The organism is Thioalkalivibrio sp. HL-Eb18 (assembly GCF_000364985.1).
In the GTDB taxonomy this organism is placed as follows: Bacteria; Pseudomonadota; Gammaproteobacteria; order Ectothiorhodospirales; family Ectothiorhodospiraceae; genus Thioalkalivibrio.
The window spans coordinates 41,846-59,763 of record NZ_KB822975.1; the positions used below are offsets into that span (position 1 = coordinate 41,846).

Annotated in this window: 18 protein-coding genes; 1 reads left to right on the forward strand and 17 read right to left on the reverse strand. The window is 64.4% G+C overall.

Features of this window, described 5'->3' with window-relative positions:
* Positions 1 to 45 precede the first annotated feature (45 nt).
* The 3 genes from F813_RS0111530 to F813_RS0111540 are packed head-to-tail and all read right to left on the reverse strand — an operon-like array spanning position 46 to position 4,678.
* Complete coding sequence (locus F813_RS0111530; RefSeq protein ID WP_026148269.1) at positions 46 to 1,266, reverse strand: acetoin utilization protein AcuC; 1,221 nt, start codon at positions 1,264 to 1,266, stop codon at positions 46 to 48.
* Complete coding sequence (locus F813_RS0111535) at positions 1,263 to 3,821, reverse strand: nitric oxide reductase activation protein NorD (RefSeq protein ID WP_017926693.1); 2,559 nt, start codon at positions 3,819 to 3,821, stop codon at positions 1,263 to 1,265. Before F813_RS0111535 ends, F813_RS0111530 begins: the two co-directional genes overlap by 4 nt.
* Positions 3,818 to 4,678: a CbbQ/NirQ/NorQ/GpvN family protein gene (locus F813_RS0111540; protein WP_012982064.1), complete on the reverse strand. Its 861-nt coding sequence runs from the start codon at positions 4,676 to 4,678 to the stop codon at positions 3,818 to 3,820. The genes F813_RS0111535 and F813_RS0111540 overlap by 4 nt, the downstream gene beginning before the upstream one ends.
* Positions 4,679 to 4,921: 243 nt before the next feature.
* Here F813_RS0111540 and F813_RS0111545 point away from each other — a divergent pair, with 243 nt between their 5' ends.
* Positions 4,922 to 5,239 carry a hypothetical protein gene (locus tag F813_RS0111545; RefSeq protein ID WP_017926694.1) on the forward strand — a complete coding sequence of 106 codons (318 nt, stop codon included), beginning with the start codon at positions 4,922 to 4,924 and terminating at the stop codon, positions 5,237 to 5,239.
* An 87-nt stretch (positions 5,240 to 5,326) separates the two neighbouring features.
* On the opposite strand, the gene F813_RS0111550 is transcribed toward F813_RS0111545, so the two are convergent.
* From F813_RS0111550 to F813_RS0111615, 14 genes are all read right to left on the reverse strand, one after another.
* Positions 5,327 to 5,713, reverse strand: a complete 387-nt coding sequence (locus F813_RS0111550; RefSeq protein WP_017926695.1) for a hypothetical protein — start codon at positions 5,711 to 5,713, stop codon at positions 5,327 to 5,329.
* A gap of 48 nt (positions 5,714 to 5,761) precedes the next feature.
* Positions 5,762 to 6,808, reverse strand: coding sequence for a lipoate--protein ligase family protein (locus tag F813_RS0111555; RefSeq protein ID WP_017926696.1), 1,047 nt, complete (start codon positions 6,806 to 6,808; stop codon positions 5,762 to 5,764).
* Between the two features lie 3 nt (positions 6,809 to 6,811).
* Positions 6,812 to 7,231: a hypothetical protein gene (locus F813_RS0111560; RefSeq protein WP_017926697.1), complete on the reverse strand. Its 420-nt coding sequence runs from the start codon at positions 7,229 to 7,231 to the stop codon at positions 6,812 to 6,814.
* Between the two features lie 159 nt (positions 7,232 to 7,390).
* A complete protein-coding gene (locus tag F813_RS0111565; protein ID WP_017926698.1) occupies positions 7,391 to 8,362 on the reverse strand; it encodes a hypothetical protein in 972 nt (323 codons plus the stop codon).
* A gap of 209 nt (positions 8,363 to 8,571) precedes the next feature.
* A complete protein-coding gene (locus F813_RS0111570) occupies positions 8,572 to 9,888 on the reverse strand; it encodes an OmpP1/FadL family transporter (protein ID WP_017926699.1) in 1,317 nt (438 codons plus the stop codon).
* A 250-nt stretch (positions 9,889 to 10,138) separates the two neighbouring features.
* Entirely contained in the window at positions 10,139 to 11,311 is a 1,173-nt protein-coding gene (locus F813_RS0111575) for a radical SAM protein (RefSeq protein WP_012982057.1), read from the reverse strand.
* Between the two features lie 50 nt (positions 11,312 to 11,361).
* Complete coding sequence (locus F813_RS0111580) at positions 11,362 to 12,444, reverse strand: NAD(P)/FAD-dependent oxidoreductase (protein ID WP_017926700.1); 1,083 nt, start codon at positions 12,442 to 12,444, stop codon at positions 11,362 to 11,364.
* 37 nt (positions 12,445 to 12,481) lie between these two features.
* Positions 12,482 to 13,573, reverse strand: a complete 1,092-nt coding sequence (locus F813_RS0111585) for a biotin/lipoate A/B protein ligase family protein (protein WP_012982055.1) — start codon at positions 13,571 to 13,573, stop codon at positions 12,482 to 12,484.
* Positions 13,566 to 14,744: a radical SAM protein gene (locus F813_RS0111590; RefSeq protein WP_017926702.1), complete on the reverse strand. Its 1,179-nt coding sequence runs from the start codon at positions 14,742 to 14,744 to the stop codon at positions 13,566 to 13,568. Before F813_RS0111590 ends, F813_RS0111585 begins: the two co-directional genes overlap by 8 nt.
* 77 nt (positions 14,745 to 14,821) lie before the next feature.
* The gene (locus tag F813_RS0111595) at positions 14,822 to 15,259 is read right to left on the reverse strand and encodes a glycine cleavage system protein H (protein ID WP_012982053.1); all 438 of its coding nucleotides are present in this window, start codon (positions 15,257 to 15,259) and stop codon (positions 14,822 to 14,824) included.
* Between the two features lie 37 nt (positions 15,260 to 15,296).
* Positions 15,297 to 15,704, reverse strand: a complete 408-nt coding sequence (locus F813_RS0111600) for a DsrE family protein (RefSeq protein ID WP_017926704.1) — start codon at positions 15,702 to 15,704, stop codon at positions 15,297 to 15,299.
* 8 nt (positions 15,705 to 15,712) lie between these two features.
* Positions 15,713 to 16,159 carry a glycine cleavage system protein H gene (locus tag F813_RS0111605; protein WP_012982051.1) on the reverse strand — a complete coding sequence of 149 codons (447 nt, stop codon included), beginning with the start codon at positions 16,157 to 16,159 and terminating at the stop codon, positions 15,713 to 15,715.
* A gap of 95 nt (positions 16,160 to 16,254) precedes the next feature.
* The gene (locus F813_RS0111610) at positions 16,255 to 17,166 is read right to left on the reverse strand and encodes a CoB--CoM heterodisulfide reductase iron-sulfur subunit B family protein (protein WP_012982050.1); all 912 of its coding nucleotides are present in this window, start codon (positions 17,164 to 17,166) and stop codon (positions 16,255 to 16,257) included.
* Positions 17,159 to 17,875: a 4Fe-4S dicluster domain-containing protein gene (locus tag F813_RS0111615; protein WP_017926705.1), complete on the reverse strand. Its 717-nt coding sequence runs from the start codon at positions 17,873 to 17,875 to the stop codon at positions 17,159 to 17,161. Before F813_RS0111615 ends, F813_RS0111610 begins: the two co-directional genes overlap by 8 nt.
* Positions 17,876 to 17,918 lie beyond the last annotated feature (43 nt).

Below are 17,918 nucleotides of genomic sequence, written 5' to 3' on the forward strand. Positions count from 1 at the left end.
AGGCACAGCCACGAGCGGATCGAGCCCAGGACTCGGTGCGGAACCCTACTCAACGTTGAACAGGGGGTGCTGGCCGAGAAGCCGTTCCAGGCGCCGGCGCAGTTCGTCGCGCACCGGACCGGTGCGATCCGCATCGAGGCGGGAGTTAAAGAGGGACTCGTACCACTCATCTTCCTCGTCCATGTCCCAGTCGACCTCGCGCAGCAGGGCCTGGCCAACCTCCGGGATTGTGGCGGGGAGCTCGCGACCGGTCAGCAGGGCCCAGACCCCGGTCCAGCAGCGCGCCAACGCCAGCGGGTGGTAGCCACCGCCCCCCAGGACCAGCAGCTTCGGTGTGCCGTCGGCGTGGCGCGGACTGGTCTCGATCACGTCGTCGATGCAGGCGAGAAAACACTGGGTGGAGATGCCGAACTTGCCGAGCGGATCCGGCAACAAGGCATCGGTGCCGGCCTGGACCACGACTACATCCGGCTGCCAGCGGGTGCGCACGGCCTCCCAGACGGCCGTGAAGGCGGCGCGGAACTCGCTGTCGTTGGTCTCCTTCGGCAGCGGCAGGTTCACGGCGTTGCCAAGCGGCCCCGTGTCCTCGATGCGCCCGCCCTCGAAGGGATAGCCATACTCGGTGTCCATGTGCAGGGAGACGGTGAGCACGTCCGGGTCGCGGGTAAACGCGGCCTCGACCCCGTCGCCGTGGTGGGCGTCGATGTCCAGATAGAGCACGCGCTGCCCGGCCTGGCGCAGGCGCAGGATCGCCAGTGCCGGGTCGTTGAAGTAACAGAAGCCGCGGGCCTGGTCGGGGGCGGCGTGGTGCATGCCGCCGGCCGGGTTGAAGGCCATGCGTCCGTCCAGCACCACCTCGGCGCCCTGGATGGAACCCCAGGTGGCGGTCGCCGGGGTGGAGTAGAAACCGGCAAAGAACGGGTTCTCGAAGTTGCCGATGTTGTGGCGGTCGCGGTAGCGCTGGAAGACCTTGCCCAGCGCCTCGGCGCGCTGCATCGCGGCCACATACTCGCGGGTGTGGAACCATTCCAGCTCGGCCGGCTGTGCCTTCCGCGATACAGCCATCTCCGCCGGTGTGATCGCGTCATAGGCCTCGATCAGGTCGATGGTCAGCGAGACGCGCGGGATCCCGAGCGGGTGGTTGTCACCGTAGCTGTGCCCGCGATAGCGCGGGGCATGCAGCAGCATGGCATGACGGCGGGCCGGCTCCGAGTGCCGAGCAGGGGCCTTGCTGGACGCGTCGATGGCTTCGGGAGTGGCACTCACTGGCGCAGCCTCAGGTAGATCTCGGGCAGACGGCGCGGCAGCTCGTCCACGTGGTCGATGATGGTGTAGTGGCCGGGACCGAAAATGGCCGGCAGATACTCGGAGCCGGACGGGTCCAGGGTGATGCAGAACGGGTGCACGCCGGCGTCCACCGCCTCCTTCATCGCCATGCGCGTGTCCTCGTGCAGGTAGCGCTGGTCGCCGCCGTCGTCGTAATCCGCCGGGCGGCCGTCGGACAGGATCAGCAGCAGCCGGCGCTGGGCCGAGCTACGCTTGAACGCCTCCAGCGAGTGCCGAATGCCCGCGCCCATGCGCGAGGCCAGGCGCCCGGAGACCCCGGCGATGCGGGCGCGGACGGTGTCGTTCAGGTCCTCGTTGAAGTCCTTCAGCCAGTAGTAGTTGACCTGGTCGCGCTGCTTGGAGGCGAAGCCGGAGATCGCATAGGGGTCGCCGACCTTCTCGATCGCCTCGGCGAACAGCATCATCCCCTCGCGCACGCGGTCGACGATCTTGCCCTGCCCGCCCGGGTGACGCGCCATGATCGAGGTGGACATGTCCGCCAGCATCAGCACGGCGGTATCGCGGTGCTGCACCGCACGGCGGCGGTAGATGAAGGCCTTGGGTGACAGCCCCGCCTTCTTGTCGGCGATGTAGTCGATCACCGCCTCGGTATCCAGCTCGTCACCGTCGAGCTGTTTCCTGAGCGGCGCCAGGCGCATCGGGCGCTGCATCTCCAGGCCACGGGTCAGGCGCTTCAGGGTATCGGCGTTCTCCGACAGGATCGTGGCCGCCAGCTCCGGGTTTTCGTCGTCCAGCACCCGCTCGTAGAGATTCACCCAGTCGGAGATATAGCGCTGCTCCCGGTAGTCCCACTCGGGATACGGGATGCCGTCCTTCTTCGGGGTGTAGGGCGCGGCGCGCTTGGCCACCTGGGCCGGCTGCGGGATCCCCGTACCGATGCGCCCGCCAGTGCCGGAGGTCTCCTGCTGCGGGGTCTGGATGTCGGCATCCGGGTCCTTCTGCGCCTGCTCCGGGGCCTGCTGCGGCTGCTCTTCCTGTTTCTGGTGCTCGAACCGGTGCTCGTCGTGCGCCTCGTGGTCGCGGAAGTCGGCCAGGCTGCCGTCGCGCTTGCGCTGCGGGTAGACCGGCAGCGACTGGTTCAGCGACAGCCCGGGCAGATAGGCCTCGGCGCGCTCCTCGATGGTGATCTCGGGGAAGGCCTCGTCGGCGAACAGCTCCTCGCCGACCGCCCAGGCGGTCACGACGTCCGCGTCCGGCTCCAGCACGCGCGCCAGACGCGGGTCCTGCGGCTCGTCGCGCAGCAGGGCCTGGTGGGCCCGCAGCGCAAAGTCGTAGTAGACGGCGGCCGCACCCTCCGGGCGACCGTGGACCTCGGCCAGTGCCACCAGGCGCGGCAGGAAGTTCGGGATGCGCGGGGCCAGGCGCGCGTTCACGCGCAGGTCCTCGGCCAGGTCGAACAGCACCTGGAAGCGGAACATGCGCGCCTCGAATGGCGCGAACAGCGGGCGCCAGGTGATGCGCGAGCGATCATCCAGTGGCGGATGCTCGGCCCCGGCGCGCTCGAACAGCCGCTCGACATCGGTGTGCGCATAGGTGTCGAAGGCCAAATGCGCGGCCGCGTGCTGGGTGGCGACCATCGCCTCCTCGCGCGAGTCCATTACCGCCGGCATGTACAGTCGCCGGCCGTCGGTTTCGAGCATCGGGCGGCCCTCGCCCGGCTTCCAGCTGGAATCGGCCAGCGGGATGTCGGCATCCAGCCAGGCCAGCAGGACCAGGCGCAGGAACCGCCCATGCATGCGCGGGCGAAATCCTGGAAGCGCCTCCAGCAGAAGCTTCAGGCTCTCGTCGCTCTCCAGCCGAAAGTACGCCTCGCCACGCGAGCGCCCCGCCTTCAGCAGGTCCGCGCCGCGCCGGGCCCAGGACAGCAACCCCGCGTCGCCGACCAGATTGCGGGCGATCGGGGCACCCTCGAGGTAGGCATCCAGGGTCAGGCCACGTTCGTCGAACAGCGTTTCGGCCGGCTCGATCAGCGCGCGCAGGCCCTCGATGCCGCGCCCGGCGGAGAGCTTGTCGAACGGGGTCTCGAAGTAGGCGCGGGCATCGGGCAGGCTGCGTTCGCACCAGCGCAGACCGATCTCGGCCCACTCGCGCTCGCCGGCCCCGCCCCAGGCGTCATACACGCGATCGGCCTGGGCCATGAAACCTTCCAGGGCATCGGCGGAGTTGACCCACTGCTTGAACCGGGCGGCCTGTTCCAGCCACAGGTCCACCGTCTGCATATGCTCCGCGAGCCGCGCGGAATGGCGCATGAAGCTCTTGCCGGCCTCGCGGTCGTGGAAGAACAGCTCGCGCACGGTCTCGATCCAGCGCCGCGCGGTGGCGGCACCGAACGCGCGGATGGCCGGCAGGGCCTCCTTGGTGTCGCGGTGGGCGACGAAGCTGATGTCCTCCAGGTGCTGGAGGATCTCCTCGATCTCGACGAGATCTTCGGCTTCCGTGTTGGCCCCGCCGTTGTTGCGGGCGTGATCGCTCACGCGGCTTCGGACTCGGGGAAGTGGGCGTCGAAGATCTCTTCCAGCGCCTGGATCAGCTCGGGGTCGTCGGTAATCGGGGCGATCATCGCGGCGCGGCAGGCCACGCGCGGGCTCAGCCCGGCCTGCATCAATTCGCCGGCATAGGCCAGCGCGCGGGTGGAGGTGGCCTCTTCCAGCCCGTGGTCCTTCAGGGCCCGCGCCTTGCGGCCGGCCGCAACGAGTTTTTCCACGCGATCGGCATCCAGGCCGCCGGATTCCTTGGCCACGATCTCGCGCTCGACATCCTCGGCCGGGTAATCGAAGTGGATGCCGACGAAGCGCTGTTTGGTCGAGGGCTTCAGATCCTTCAGTACCGTCTGGTAACCGGGGTTGTAGGAGATCACCAGCATGAAGTCCTCGTGCGCGTCGATGATCTGGGACTTCTTGTCCAGCGGGAGCTGGCGACGGTGGTCGGTCAGCGGGTGAATGACCACGGTGGTGTCGGTGCGCGCCTCGACGATCTCGTCGAGGTAGCAGATCGCGCCCTCCTTGACCGAACGGGTCAGCGGGCCGTCCTGCCAGACGGTCTCCTCGCCCTCCAGCAGGAAGCGGCCGACCAGGTCGGAGCTGGTCAGGTCCTCGTGGCAGGAGACGGTGACCAGCGGCTGGCCGAGGGTGTGCGCGACATGCTCCAGGAAGCGGGTCTTGCCGCAGCCGGTCGGGCCCTTGAGCATCACCGGAAGGCGCTTCGAGTACGCGGCCTGAAAGATCTCGATCTCGTCGCCCTGGGCCTTGTAGAACGGGGCATCGCCCGCGTCGCCGGGCTTCTCGATCACGTCACGTTCCACACCGCGGATGCGGTTAATCAGGTTCTTCATGGAGTCTCCGATGCCAGCCACAGGGGCCGGGACTGGTGTATGCGCGGGAGCGGCGTTACCCTCCGCCGGATTCACGGGGCTGCGCGGTGTCCCGTCGTGTTCCCGCAGGCTTTGTTGTATCATTGGCTGTTTATATTCTATCGAACCTGCGCACTTCCATGAACCAAACGCCCTTCCCGGTACGGGATCGGGCAGGTGAAGGCGCCCGCAACTCGGATTCAGCGCGTCAATAGAGGACCCGGTATGAAACTTGTCAAACTCGTCAAGCTGAACAACCTGCAGTACAACCCGAATCGCGATCCGGAGGTCTACCGGCGCCCGATCAACGAGGAATTCCGGGTGCAGGCCGTGCTGAACGGCTCCGGCACCGCCCAGTGCAAGTTCTCGGTGGAAGGCGAGGCCCTGTGCGAGAGCAGCGTGTCCCTGCCGGGCACCTTCGACTGCAAGTTCAGCTTCGACACCGCCGGTACCCGCATGGGCGACCTGGTGATCGAGGCCAATGGCGAGACCTACCACGAGAAGATCCGCATCGACGTGCTGGAGCACGCCTGGATCGGCTAGGAGCCATACTCCGCGATCCGCATCACGCGGATCCGCGAATCAAAAAGGCCCCGAGGCACACGCCCGGGGCCTTTTTGATGGGGGCGCTCAGCCCCAGTCGTACATGCGGATGAACTCGGGGAGCTTTTCGACCATCTCGCCCCGGTCGAAGAAGCGGTCGGCCCGCGCCAGGCGCATCTCGTCGCGGATGTCCTGGTCTCCGCCAAAACAGAACACGGGCAGGTTGATCTGGTACTCCATGCGCAGGATGCGGATCACGTCCAGCGGGTCGAATACCTCGATCTCGTCCAGATCCAGCAGCAGGAAGCGATAAAGCAGCACTTCGTTCCAGGCACCCAGGTCCTCCAGATCGGTCACCGGGTGCAGGTGCCAGTCGTCAGGCAGTGCGGCGCCGATCTGCTCGATCATTGCCTGATCGCGGCTCATCAGGATCAGGCGTTTCTCCAGCCGGCGCTGAATGGTCGGTTCGGACATCGGTTCGCCTCGCAAAGCTTTGGGAAATATCCAGGGAGCGCCCCGGGATCAGGCGGCGGCGATCCCCCGGTAAAGGCCGTCGATGCGTGCGCTGACCTCGTCGACGATCACCGCGTCGAGGTGGCCGTTCAGGCGCGAGCGTACTCGCAGGCGCTCCGGCGACTCGCCCACCAGGGTCTCGCGCAGCACGCGATCCACGCTCGGGTCCTCGCACCAGATGCGCGCGATGTGCGTCCCGGCGATATGCAAGCGCAGGCGGCCGCAGTGGCCCCGTGTCTCGAACACATGGTTGTCGCGATTCACGCGGATGCCGTCGCGCACGGCCGGCCCGCCCTGGCTGTCGGCCAGATCGGCGAGCTCCTCGCGCCCGGCCGCCAGCCACTGGTCCCATTCCGCAGGCCGTGGACGGTAATGCCGCGCGGGGGTGCTAAAGCGGCGTTCCAGTACCTCGTTAAGAGCCGCCTCCAGGCGTTCCGGGGTCGATGCCGCCTCGGGGCACTGCGCGGCACAATCGGTCATGCCCTCCTCCAGTGCCGGCCGCAGCCATTCGCGATAGCCATCGCTGGGCTCGTAAACACACTCGAGGAAACGCTCCACCGGAAAGCGACGCAGGAAACTGGCACCAAATACACAACCCTCGTTCAGCGTGGCCGCGCCGGTACCCATGATCTTGCGCCCCTGTACCCAGACATCCTGGCCGCGCGCCTCGACGCCTTCCAGCCCCAGCTCGCGCAGCACATCCATCGCGATGCCCAGCCCCAGCGCGAACAGGTGACGGTGGCCACGGGCAAGGACCTGGCGCGGCTGAACCAGGAAGAAACAGGCCTGGTCGGCATCCACCCAGACGGAGCCGCCCCCGAGCGGACGGCGCACCACGGGCACGCCATTGGCCTCGCAGGCGGCCAGGTCCAGATCCACGGCCGGGTCCTGGCTGGCGCCCACGGAGATGTGCGCCTCTCGCGAGTGCACCCACAACACACGCAACGGCGATTCCGGCGGCGTGCAGCCCGCCAGACCGGTATACAGGGCGTGGAGTTCTTCCGCGGAGCGGGCCCCGGCATCAATCCATTCCGGGGTGACCGTGGATGCGACCAAGGATCAGCCCTCGGGTTTGTCCTGCTCGGACGGGGTCTCGTCGTCCTTGCCGGGCTTGTAAAAGTAGCGGAAGTAGAAGTCGCTGCGCGAGAGGTCCTCGTACAGCTTGGCGCGCTCTTCGACGCCGCTGCGCATAATCTCGACCATGGCCATGGCCTGCTCGCCGTCGATGATGTGGATCCCGCCGGTCAGCTCCTGGTCGGTATTCAAAAAATGCGCGGCCAGCTCTTCCGGCTCCTGGATATACACCAGGAAGGACTTGCATTCGGGGTCCTCGAGATCCAGGGGCTGCATCACGATCTTGCCCAGCCAGGCCAGGCGCGCGACCTGGTTGAACTGGTGGATATCGAGCTTCTTGCCCTTCTTGTACTTGTTGAGTTCGTTACGGATCTCGCCGATGTTGGCGATCTTCATCGATTTCATGGGGCGTGCATCCTGCCGCGAGTGAACCGGGAGCATAAACAAGTCCAGCCCCTGGCCGTAAAAAAACCCCGGCGGACCGGGGTTCTTGGGAAACAGTGATCCATGAGTGGAACTCGGGGCTATTGCCCGGGCCCGTTCGCCATCCCTGGCGTTGTATTTCTACCAGTCGAAACCGTCGTCTTCGGGCTCCTCAAAGCCGGCCACCTCGCGCAGCGTCTCTTCCAGCGCCCCGGGCACGCGACGCAGCTGCATGAAGCTGTGGTCGCCAAGCATGCGCAGGTCCGGCCAGTGCAATGCCGCCCGGAAACGCATGTGCAGCGCCTCGATATCACCCCCCTCCACCAGGATCTCGTACGGCACGTAAGCGGTGTGGCGCCGTTCACGCACGTCGATCGTTTCCAGCGTGTTGAGGTCCGTGGCCTCGGACTCGGCCCCATCATCGGCGCGGATCGCGACACCGATCAGCGTGGCGTCCGTACCGGGGATATCCAGCCGATAGATCTCCGATACGCCGGCGCGACGCTCTTCCAGCCCGCGATCGAGTTCGGCCAGGGCCGCATCGCGCGAGGTATGGCTGCCCAGGTCGTACGGGGCGTCGAAGCGTTCCATGCCGAAGGTATAGCGGTAGCGCTGTAGCTCCCGCGGCGTCATGCCGTCTTCCGAGCCAAAGTGCTGCTCGTCGCCCAGCACGTCGGCCAGCCGCGCGCTGACATCGCTCACGGAGGCGTCGATACGATAGGCATGCCGGAAGTACTCGAGGTTATTGTAGCTGACCTGCACCTCGCCGTTGGTCGCGGTCAGGGCTACCCGGATGGGTGCGATGTACGCCGCCCGATCCTGGGAGCCCGCCACGGCCAACAGGTCATCGTGGGTCACCACGATCACATGCCGGTCGTCACTGACCGGATACTCGCCCAGGGTCTGGAACTCGGCTTCTTCCAGACGCTCGCGGACGGCCTCCGCTTCACTGCGTACATCGGAGCCGGACGTGGTGTAGGCCAGTACCAGCGGCCGATAGACATCGTCCGCCACTGCCGTGGCGGCCGTGCCCAGGGTAAACAGACACGCGCCGAAAAACGCGAGAACGGCAGGCACGCGAATGCCTCCGCGCAATGCGTGGATTGCTCGCATGGGATCCTCCTTTGGATTTTGCTGGTTCGAGCACAGGCTCGATCAGTATGCCTTCCGACGAAAGGGCCCGGCCCCACCCCCCGATGGGTCCCGGTGTCCGACACCGTCCGCCTTCCCTGGCGGTACCGGCCCCTCCAGGGCCGGCAGCTCATCCCGAAGCCCGCGCCGGGCACCAGTGCGGCCGACAATGGCCGGCCGGGCCCAACCGATCAGAAGCGGTACGCGTACCCGATCTCGAGCTCGTACTGGCGCATTTCGATCTCGATATCCTGACCCGCCATACCCGTAATATCCTGACCACGCACACGTTGAGTCGGCGCATACATCGCCGCGAAGTTGATCTCGTGCTGGCCGAACTCGCGGGTGAAACCGGCAGTGAAGTGATCGGTCATTACGGCCGGAGCCAGGATGTTCAACATCACATCTTCAGAACTGATCGGGTTTTCGCCACGGTTATAACCGACCCGCCAGGTCCAGCCGTTGCCCCCATCGATCTGGGCACCGAACTTGAAGATGTTCACGTCGTCCCAGCCAAATCCGGGACCACCATCAGCCCCAAACTGAGCCTGATTGGTACTAGGATTCGCAATCGCATCAATCTCCGAGTATCGAATCTTCTGATAATCGGCAGAGAGTGTCACACGGGGACTAACATCCACCGAGAAGCCGAGGCCATAGGTCGATGGGATATCGAACTCACCTCCGTTGGCGAACAAACCCGAGTAACGATCGAAGTCACCGGCACGGATCTTCGAACGATAACTCGCACCCACGCGCGCCCCTTCCGCTAGCTCGGCCTGAAAGCCAATCTGGGCCCCGTATCCCCAGCTCGAATCAGTACGACCGCTGGTAACGTTACCGGGATCTGCGGACATCATTTCGTTATCGAACGCATCCAGGCCCTCGGCGCTAAAACGCTGATAGCTGATAATCGGGCTGAACCCAACGCTCACGCGACCATCGGCGAACTTCTGGGCATAGGTGGGAATGATAGCAAGCTGCTCGAGGTTCACGCCGGCAGTGCCGCCACAAAAGGCTCCACCCTGGTTCCCTTGGCCCATCATTGCGCATTGCTCGCGACCGTAAGCCGGGTAATCCGTATTCATGCCCCCGTTCCCAAGCAATGCGAGCCCCCAGGAACGGTTTTCATCGATCTGCTGGACGAATGCCAGAGAAGGGATAAAGAAGTTCTCACTGTCACTATCCACGCTACCTGGATTCACAGCTGGGGCACCCGCTGCAACCGCGGCCGGGTTGCTGGGCATGCCGGCCTCGAATGATCGTTCCGGGCGGAAGTAGGTGAGCGAGCCATCAATGCGGGATTCCATGCCGGCGATACCGGCGGGGTTGATTCCGGGCGCGTAGGCGTCCTGGGAGATGGCCATGCCGACCCCACCCATGCCCTTGGCCTTGGTGCCATAGCCGTGCGCGAAATAGCCGTTGGTGGCATTGGCGACGCCGGCGCTGCCCATTGCAAGGCCGACCGCGACCGTCACCAGACTGCGGCGAATGATGCGTGCTTCCATGTTGTTCTCCTTTGGTGGTCTTCTTGTTGTATGGCCCGGCACCTCCGGCTACCTGCGGCCCCCTTGTCTGCCGCCGGTCCGGTTATGTGGTGCAGTGACCGCTCGCGGGCGGACGACCCATCCCCCCGGGAGTTCTTTCGGCGGGGCCCCTGAAATATCCCCGCTCGAAACCTGAATATTCAAAACGTCTAATCAACCCCCCTGACGTGCGAAAGCCCCGGAGACCGGGGCTTTCAGACTACATCGAGTTTTATGCGGACTTCTCGTCCTCAGCCTCGTCGGCGTCAAAGTCGAAGGTGCCGACATCCTCCCCGGCCATTTGCCGCTGGACGAACCCGACGTCCGTCGAGTTGAGGGCGAACGGGAAGGAAAGGATGTCCGTCGGGCTGGAGTCGCCGTAGGGGCGGTTACAGGCCGATACTTCCTCGTCCGACTTGCCGGGGCAGCCGGAGGTCTGGAACGGTTTGCCTGAAGCGATCAGCTCGTCGACCTCGGACTGCGGCAGACCGAAGTCCACCACCTGGCCGTCGGCGTTGAACTTCATGTCGTCGATGCGGCCACCGGCGTAGTCGATCACGAAGCGGCCCAGCTGCACACGGCGCCACTGGTCGCGCGGGACCGGGTTCCAGTCTTCCATCAGCGAGCCCTCTTCCGGGAAGAAGGCAAACATGTGGTTGTGGCCGCCCAGGTCGCGGATGCGCTGGCAGACCTGCAGGATCTCTTCCTCGGTCTCGCCCATGCCGCAGATCAGGTGGGCACCGAACTTCTCCGGGCCAAATATTTCGGCGGCCCATTCGATGGCCTGCCAGTACTTGTCCCAGCTATGCGGGCTTTCGACGGACTTGCCACGTGTGCGCTCGAAGATCTCCGGCGTGACCGCGTCGAGCGCGACGGTGAAGATGTCCGCGCCCTTGTCCCGCAGGAGCTGGAGGTCCTCATAGCTCATGGTAGTCGGGTTGGACAGGATCGACACCGGGATGTGGTTGACCTCGGCGACCCAGCGCTCCAGTAGCTCGACGGTATCGGCGTCGGAGTTCGGGTGCGTGATCATGGAGATGCACATGCGCTCGAACTGGCCGCCGTCGGCGTGGTTCTTGACGCGCTCGATCACCTCGTCGTACTTGGCGGTCGGCCAGTCGACGCGGATGAAGTTGCGGTCGGCGTAGTCACGCGACTCCTCGCGGTGGCGCGCCAGGCCGCAGTAGGAGCAGTTCGCGCGACAGCCTTCCGGATACGTGACCAGCAGGTTCAGGCAGTGGGTGCAGGCGGTACGGTGCATGGTGCCCGGCACCAGGCCCAGCGTGATCGCGGCCGCCGTGGACATCTGCACGTACTCCGGCGAACGCATGTCCGGGGTCTTGATGTGATAGTCGGGCCGATAAAAGTTGATCGGCGCGACCATCTCCTCTGCACTTGCACTCATGGAATTCCTCCAGCGTTGTTCACCGGGTGCGGGGCACCCGCCAACCGGGCCTACGCGGCCTGGTCACCATCGTTGAAATACTCGGAAAAAGCAATCCATCCGCGGCGCTGCGTGGCGTCTTCCTGCGCCCGCGGCGTCCGCCAGTGTTCATTCAGGAACGCGCGGCGCTTGCAGGCGCGCTCCAGGGCCGGACCGTACTGATCGCGCATGTCCTCATCGTAATCGTCAAAGGCCTCGGCGTCACCCTCGAGATGGCCAATCGCGGCCTCCCCTGCCGCCTCGCCCGACATCACCGCCGCGGCAATCCCGGCCCCGGTGATTGGATGGGTAAACCCACCGGCATCGCCCACGAACAGGACATCGCCCTGGTACAGCGAGTCGCGCAGGCCACCGACCGGGATCGCGCCGCCTGTGCGGTGACGGATCTCCTCGCCCAGCAGCCCCTGCTCGACGAGCTGGACATGCAAGGATTCCAGCGGGGTCTTCATATCGTTGTCGATGCGCTTGTCCGCGCCCAGTCCCAGGTTCGCCCACTCCCCCTTGGGGAACAGCCAGGCGTATCCACCCGGGTAATCGTCCGACAGCCAGACATCGGTCGCGGTATACGGCTTTTTCAGCGGCACCGTGTACTGCCGCGTCTGTACGACCGGCAACGCGGGCAGGCCCAGGGACTCGGCCACCGGGGAATGCGGGCCATCGGCGGCGATCAGCACACGGTATTCGACCCTGTGCTCCTGTCCCTGGTGCTTCACGGTCGCCACATGCCGCTCGGCATCCACACGTTGCAGCGGGGTCGAAGTCACCAGCTGCGCGCCATTGGCCTGCGCGGCCTGGATGATCGCCCGGTCGAATTCCCCACGATCCACCATCAGGCCGGGGAAATCGGAATGCTCCACGGTCCCGGAGGGCAGGAAGCTCTGCATCGAGTCGATGCGCTGCAGCAAGACCCCCTCCGCCCGGGCATAGGCGCCCATCGGGTTCGGGATGAACTCGGCACACTGTACCGGCTCGCCGAAGGCCTTGTTACGCTCGACCGCCAGGACCAACAGGCCGGCCGCCGCGCATACACGCGCCGCCGAGGCACCGCCCGGCCCCAGACCGACGACCAGGACATCGACCTTCTCGGGGAGCATTACTGCTGCCTCCCGGCAAGCACCGCGCAAAGGGCCTTCATCCCGCTGATTCCTCGGTCTCGGCCATGGCCAGAGCCGACTGAATCGCCGCGATCACGTCATCGACCGTCAACTGCAGCATTTCGACGTCGCGTTCGGCAAAGAAAGCCCGCACGCGCTCTTCCATCTCGGCCTGCGGCGTGTCGCGCAGGGCCGCTTCCAGATCGGCGATGGTACGCGCAGGCTTCACGAAGATGTCGCCTGTCAGCCAGAGCTGCTTCAGACGCTTGCGCTCCGGGTCCAGGGCCACACCGACGCGCATCAGGCCGCCGTCAGACTTGAAGATGCTTTCGAACATCGGGGCATCGGTGGCCGGGCGGTTGCGCTGGTACACCCATTCTTCGGTGTCGATCTCGGCCAGGGCCTGTTCGAAGGACTTCTGCTCCTCGGGCAGCAGATCCGATGGGGCCAGCTCGACCGCAAACTCTTCCGCGAAGGCCTCGGCAATCGCATCCTTCACATGGTCCAGATTGGGTCGTTCGCCCAGCAGGGTCGCCAGGTTGACCACGCGATCGCGGGCCGACTCGATCGCCTTGTTGGAGAGCTTCTCGGCCGGAATCCGCAGAATGCGCAACATGTCCTCGACATCGAACTCGATCAGCAGCGTGCCCTGATACATGATCGAGTCGCCATCGAATGCGCCACCCGTGCCGGAGATCTTGCGGCCTTCGACCTCGATGTCGTTGCGCGGGCGAAACTGCGCATCCACGCCCAGCGTGCGAATCCCGGCGGCCGCGGCATTGCAGATGCGCGCGGCGATCTGCCCCATGTCGGCCGTACCGAGGAAGCGCTTGTCGAGGTACAGCTCCCAGCCGAGCTGGGTGGAATCAAAGTAGATCGCGCCGCCGCCGGTAATCCGGCGCTGAATCGCGATACCGTGTTCCTTGCAGTACTCGGTGTTGATCTCCTGGTCCACGTTCTGGTGAAAGCCCACCAGCGCGCAGGGCTCGAACTGCAGGAAACGCAGGGTGTGCGGCGATACGCCTTCCTGGTGGCACTCGAGCAGGGCCCGGTTGAAGGCCATGTTCTCCGCCGCCGGCCGCAGCCCGGTGTCCAGGACGCGCAGCGTCTTCTGATCGCGTTCAGACATGGCAGCCGCCTCCGGCTGCGACATTGCCCTCGGTCACGATGCGGATGCCACCCAGGCCCTGGCGCGCCTTGCGTTCCTGCTCGCGACGCCGGGCCTCCTCGGCCACGATCGTATCCAGGTCGATCTCGACACCGCTCTCGACCGCCGTACCGTCCGCCATCACCTCGTCGCCCACCGCGATCGAGCAACAGGCCGGTGTCACGCGGACCTTCTTGCCCAGGCGCGCGGCGAGTTCGACCACGCCCTCCGCCGGGTGCGCAATCCCGGACAGGCCGGCCATCACCGCATAGCTGTCGATCTGGCTCTTGGCCTCGCCCGGTGGACGCGCGCAACCGAGCAGCAGCGGGGTATCACCCAGGCGCTCGCGGGCGTCGTGGAAGAAGCGCCCGACCGCATGCACGTCCGGGGTCTCGAAGGGGCGACTGGCCGGGGCGTAAAACGGCATCACGACCACCAGCACCACGGCATCGGGCAGGTGGCGCGCAAGCATCTCCAGCGCGTTCCACTCACCCAGCAGCTTGCCGTAGTGCAGTCCGATCACGATGTGCGGGACCACCTTCATATTGGTGTTCACCAGGCTCTCGAGGGTCTGCTCGAAGTCATCCACGCTGCGGCGCAGATGGTAGACCTGCGTGATCGTGTCCTGGGCACCGATCACGTCCATCATCGCCGCGTCGATGCCGGCCTGCTCCATCGACGTCGCGATGTTGTCATCGACCAGCGCGGTATGCAGCGCGATGCGAAATTCGGGAAATTCGTCCTTGATACGACGAATCGTGGAGTAGTACGGGTCGTACTCGACCTCGTTACGGTGGTTCGAGCCACCGGTCAGGAGCATGCCCTGGGCACCGGACTCGATCACGTTGTTCACCTGAGCCCAGAGGTCCTCCGGCGTACGCACCGGGATCATCGGGTCCAGGATCTTCGCCTTGCAATGGTCACAGGCGAGTTTGCAGTCGCCACCGGTGATCGACATCGCCGGCCAGGCGCTCTTGCCGCAGTCCGCCAGTTCGCTGGACTGGTACGACTTGAACGTCGGGGTATAGAAATGCACCGATCCTGGATCGGAGCCCCGCTGAACGCTGTGCTGAAGGTCATTCACCAACGCCGCATCGACAGCGATGTCTTCCAGGGGTTCCACCCGCTGGATCACCTCGTTCCAGGTCGTCATCAGCTTGCTCCGGATACCACAGAATCAAAAAAGGCCGCCGAACACTGGGGAACGGCGGCCCGAGGCTCGGTAGGGGCTTAGCAGCCGCCGAAACCGTCCGCTTCCATCTTGGCCTCGAACGCCGCCAGGGCGTCGGAGCCGGTCTTCAGGTCGCCAACTTCGCCGTCCCAGTCTTCCGGCTTCAGCTTGATCAGCCAGCCTTCACCATAGGGGTCTTCGTTGATCAGACCCGGGTTGGCCGCGACCTTGTCGTTGGTTTCGGTCACTTCACCGGTCACCGGGGTCTTCGCCGGACCCACCCACTTGCCGGATTCGACGGTGGTGCAGGACTTGTCCTTCTTGACGGTCTTGCCGACTTTCTTGGGGGTGTAGGACACGATGGTGCCGGCCAGCGAACACGCGTAGGAGGTCAGGCCCACGGTCGCGGTGCCGTCGCTTTCCTTGCGCACCCACACGTTGTTTTCAACGTTGTACATCAGATCTTCCGGAATATCACAACCCCGTACTGCGCCCATGTTTTCCTCCAAGCGTGAAAGTAATAATGCGGGAAAATTAAAACGTTATCGTTTTATCGCTACGCAGAATCAGGTCCGCCAGCTCGCTCGCCCGATTCACTTCATCGACCTCGTCGATGAGATCCAAAGACGCGTCGATTCTATACCCCGGCAAAGCGGGCTGGCAAACGTGCAGGCGCACGCCTGCGCGTTTTGCGTCCTGGATAAAATCCTTGATCAGCTTGCCATCTTCCATGGCTCGCAGGTCGTCGGCTACCCCCTTCTCCATCAGGCGAACGCCCTCCATGGTGAAGAAGATATAGACGTCTACATCCATCGAGGCCATCACCGCCCCAAGATAGAACGGCGTCGCACAACGATGCGGCGTCGACGGACCCGAGGTCATGATGATCACGACCGTCTGCTCGTCGTTGTCCAGATAGTAATCGTTGCCCAGTTCAGCCATCGTTCTCTCTATCGCAGCTTGCGCTGACACTCGATGTCTTCATCTTTGGCGCGCTTGCAGTAGCCTTCTTCAGCCTTGTCGCCGGTCAGAAACTGCTCCAGCGCCGCGTCGACACCGTCGGTGGCTTCGACGCGCGCAATCCATGCATTATAGGGGTCCGAGTTCAGCAGCACCGGGTTTTCCAGCACTTCCTCGTTGCCCTCCACGATCTTGCAGTCGATGAAGTTCGGGATCGGTCCGGCCCATTTCCCGCTCTCGATCGTGGCGACCGGCTTCCCGGGCGGACGACGGGTACCCGGGCGACGCACTCGTACGTGAATGATCTTTCCCGCGATAGTCTGCGAAAGGTCGGTCATCCCCACGGTCAGGGTGTCGTCATCCTCGCGGCGCAGCCAGATCTGAAACTCGTCGTCGTAGAACAGTTCGGGATGAAACTCGCAACCGTTGCAGTCCATGTTTCGCCTCGTTCCTGGCATCGACACAAAAAACGGGCGCCTGGCGCCCGTTTTTCGAAGATACTACTGGGCCATTCGGGCCTCGAATCAGGGGATCAGATGACCCCCTTCTCCTTCAGAAGCCCGATGGAGTCACTCACGTTCTCGTGGATACCCAGCTTGCGCGGGGACAGCCCCATTGCCAGACCCAGCAGCTGCGTGAAGTACAGGACCTTCACGTCAGTCTTGATGCCGAACTCGGTTTCGGCACGGACCTGGTGCATCTCCAGACCGGAATGGCAGGTCGGGCACTCGGTGGCGATCACCTCGGCACCGGAATCTTCCGCCGACTGCAGCAGGTTCAGCACCAGCTGGGTCGAGGTGTCGGAATCCGACAGCGTATGCGCACCACCGCAGCAGGAGGTCTTCAGCGGAAAGTCCACATTAACCGCACCGGCGGCACCCAGCAGGTCATCCATGAAGTGCGGCTGATAGCTGGAATCCGAACCCGGGCCGTTGTCCTTCTCGGGAAAGATCTGGCGGGGACGGGTGTACATGCAGCCGTAGTAGTTGGCGATCTTGATGCCGTTCAGGCTCTTGGTCATCTTCTGCTTGATGCCCTCGGGCCCCAGCTCTTCCATCAGCCACTCGAGCAGATGCAGGGTGCGGACGTCACCGGTGTAGACCGGGTCGTCGGACTTGCGCGCCAGATCCTGGACGGTGTCCATGGCATCCTGGGAGGTCGCGGTCTCGTACTCGGCCTTCTTCAGGTTGTGGTAACAGCCGTTGCACGGCGCCATCACAGTGTCCATGCCCATCTGCTCGGAGGCAATGGCCATGTTCCGCGCGGACAGGTAGGTCTGCAGCATCGGGTGGACGTTCTTCACTTCCATCGCGCCGCAGCAGTTGTAGTCGCGCAGGTTTTCCATCTCGAGCCCAAGCGCCTTCACCAGCACGCGGGTGGAGCGGTCGTACGGCCCACCGGAGCCCTCGAGCGCGCAGCCCGGATAGTAAGCAACCTTAGCCATGAGCGGCCTCCTTCTGTTCGCGCACGTAGTTCTTCAGCACGTCCCCGGTCTTGCCCCAGGACTTGGTGCGCGGCGTATGTACGGTGTTGATGCCCATCCGCATCAGGTGCTTCACCGGCAGGTGCTTCATCATGCGGAAGATGAACACCTTCAGCCACTCCTGCAGCAGCGGCTGGCCGGTCTTCTTGAAAAAGTTCTGTGCGACCTTGCCGTCTTCGATACGGCCGGTTTTGTAGATCTGGTCGGCGAACTCTTCATCGAAGATGGTGGACGGGGACTTCTCGGTAATCCCTTCCACTTCCATCCAGTGCGCCAGTGCCTTCATCACGCCTTCCGGCTTCACGTCCTTCGGACAGATGTTGGTGCACTTGTTGCACGAGACGCACTGCCAGATGATGTCCTTGTCCTTGACCAGCTCTTCCTTCATGCCGAGCCGGGTCAGGTAGATCCAGTAGCGCGGATTGAACTGCACGTTCTGCGCGTACATGGTGCAGGAGTTGGTGCAGGACCCGCACTGCCAGCAGCGGTGCACGTACTCGCCACCCGCAAAGCTCTGAATCTTCGCTTCGAAATCGTCGTCGTAGTCGCGGACCGTGCGCGGGGCGATCATGGTGTTCCAGTGACCGGACACATCCACCCCGTCGACCACCAGCTCGTCGTGCTGCTGCAGTCGTTCGTCCTCGATCAGTGCCTTTTCATGTATTGCCATGACGTCTCTCCGAAAACCTGTGTAGCCAGGCTCAAGTTCGTTC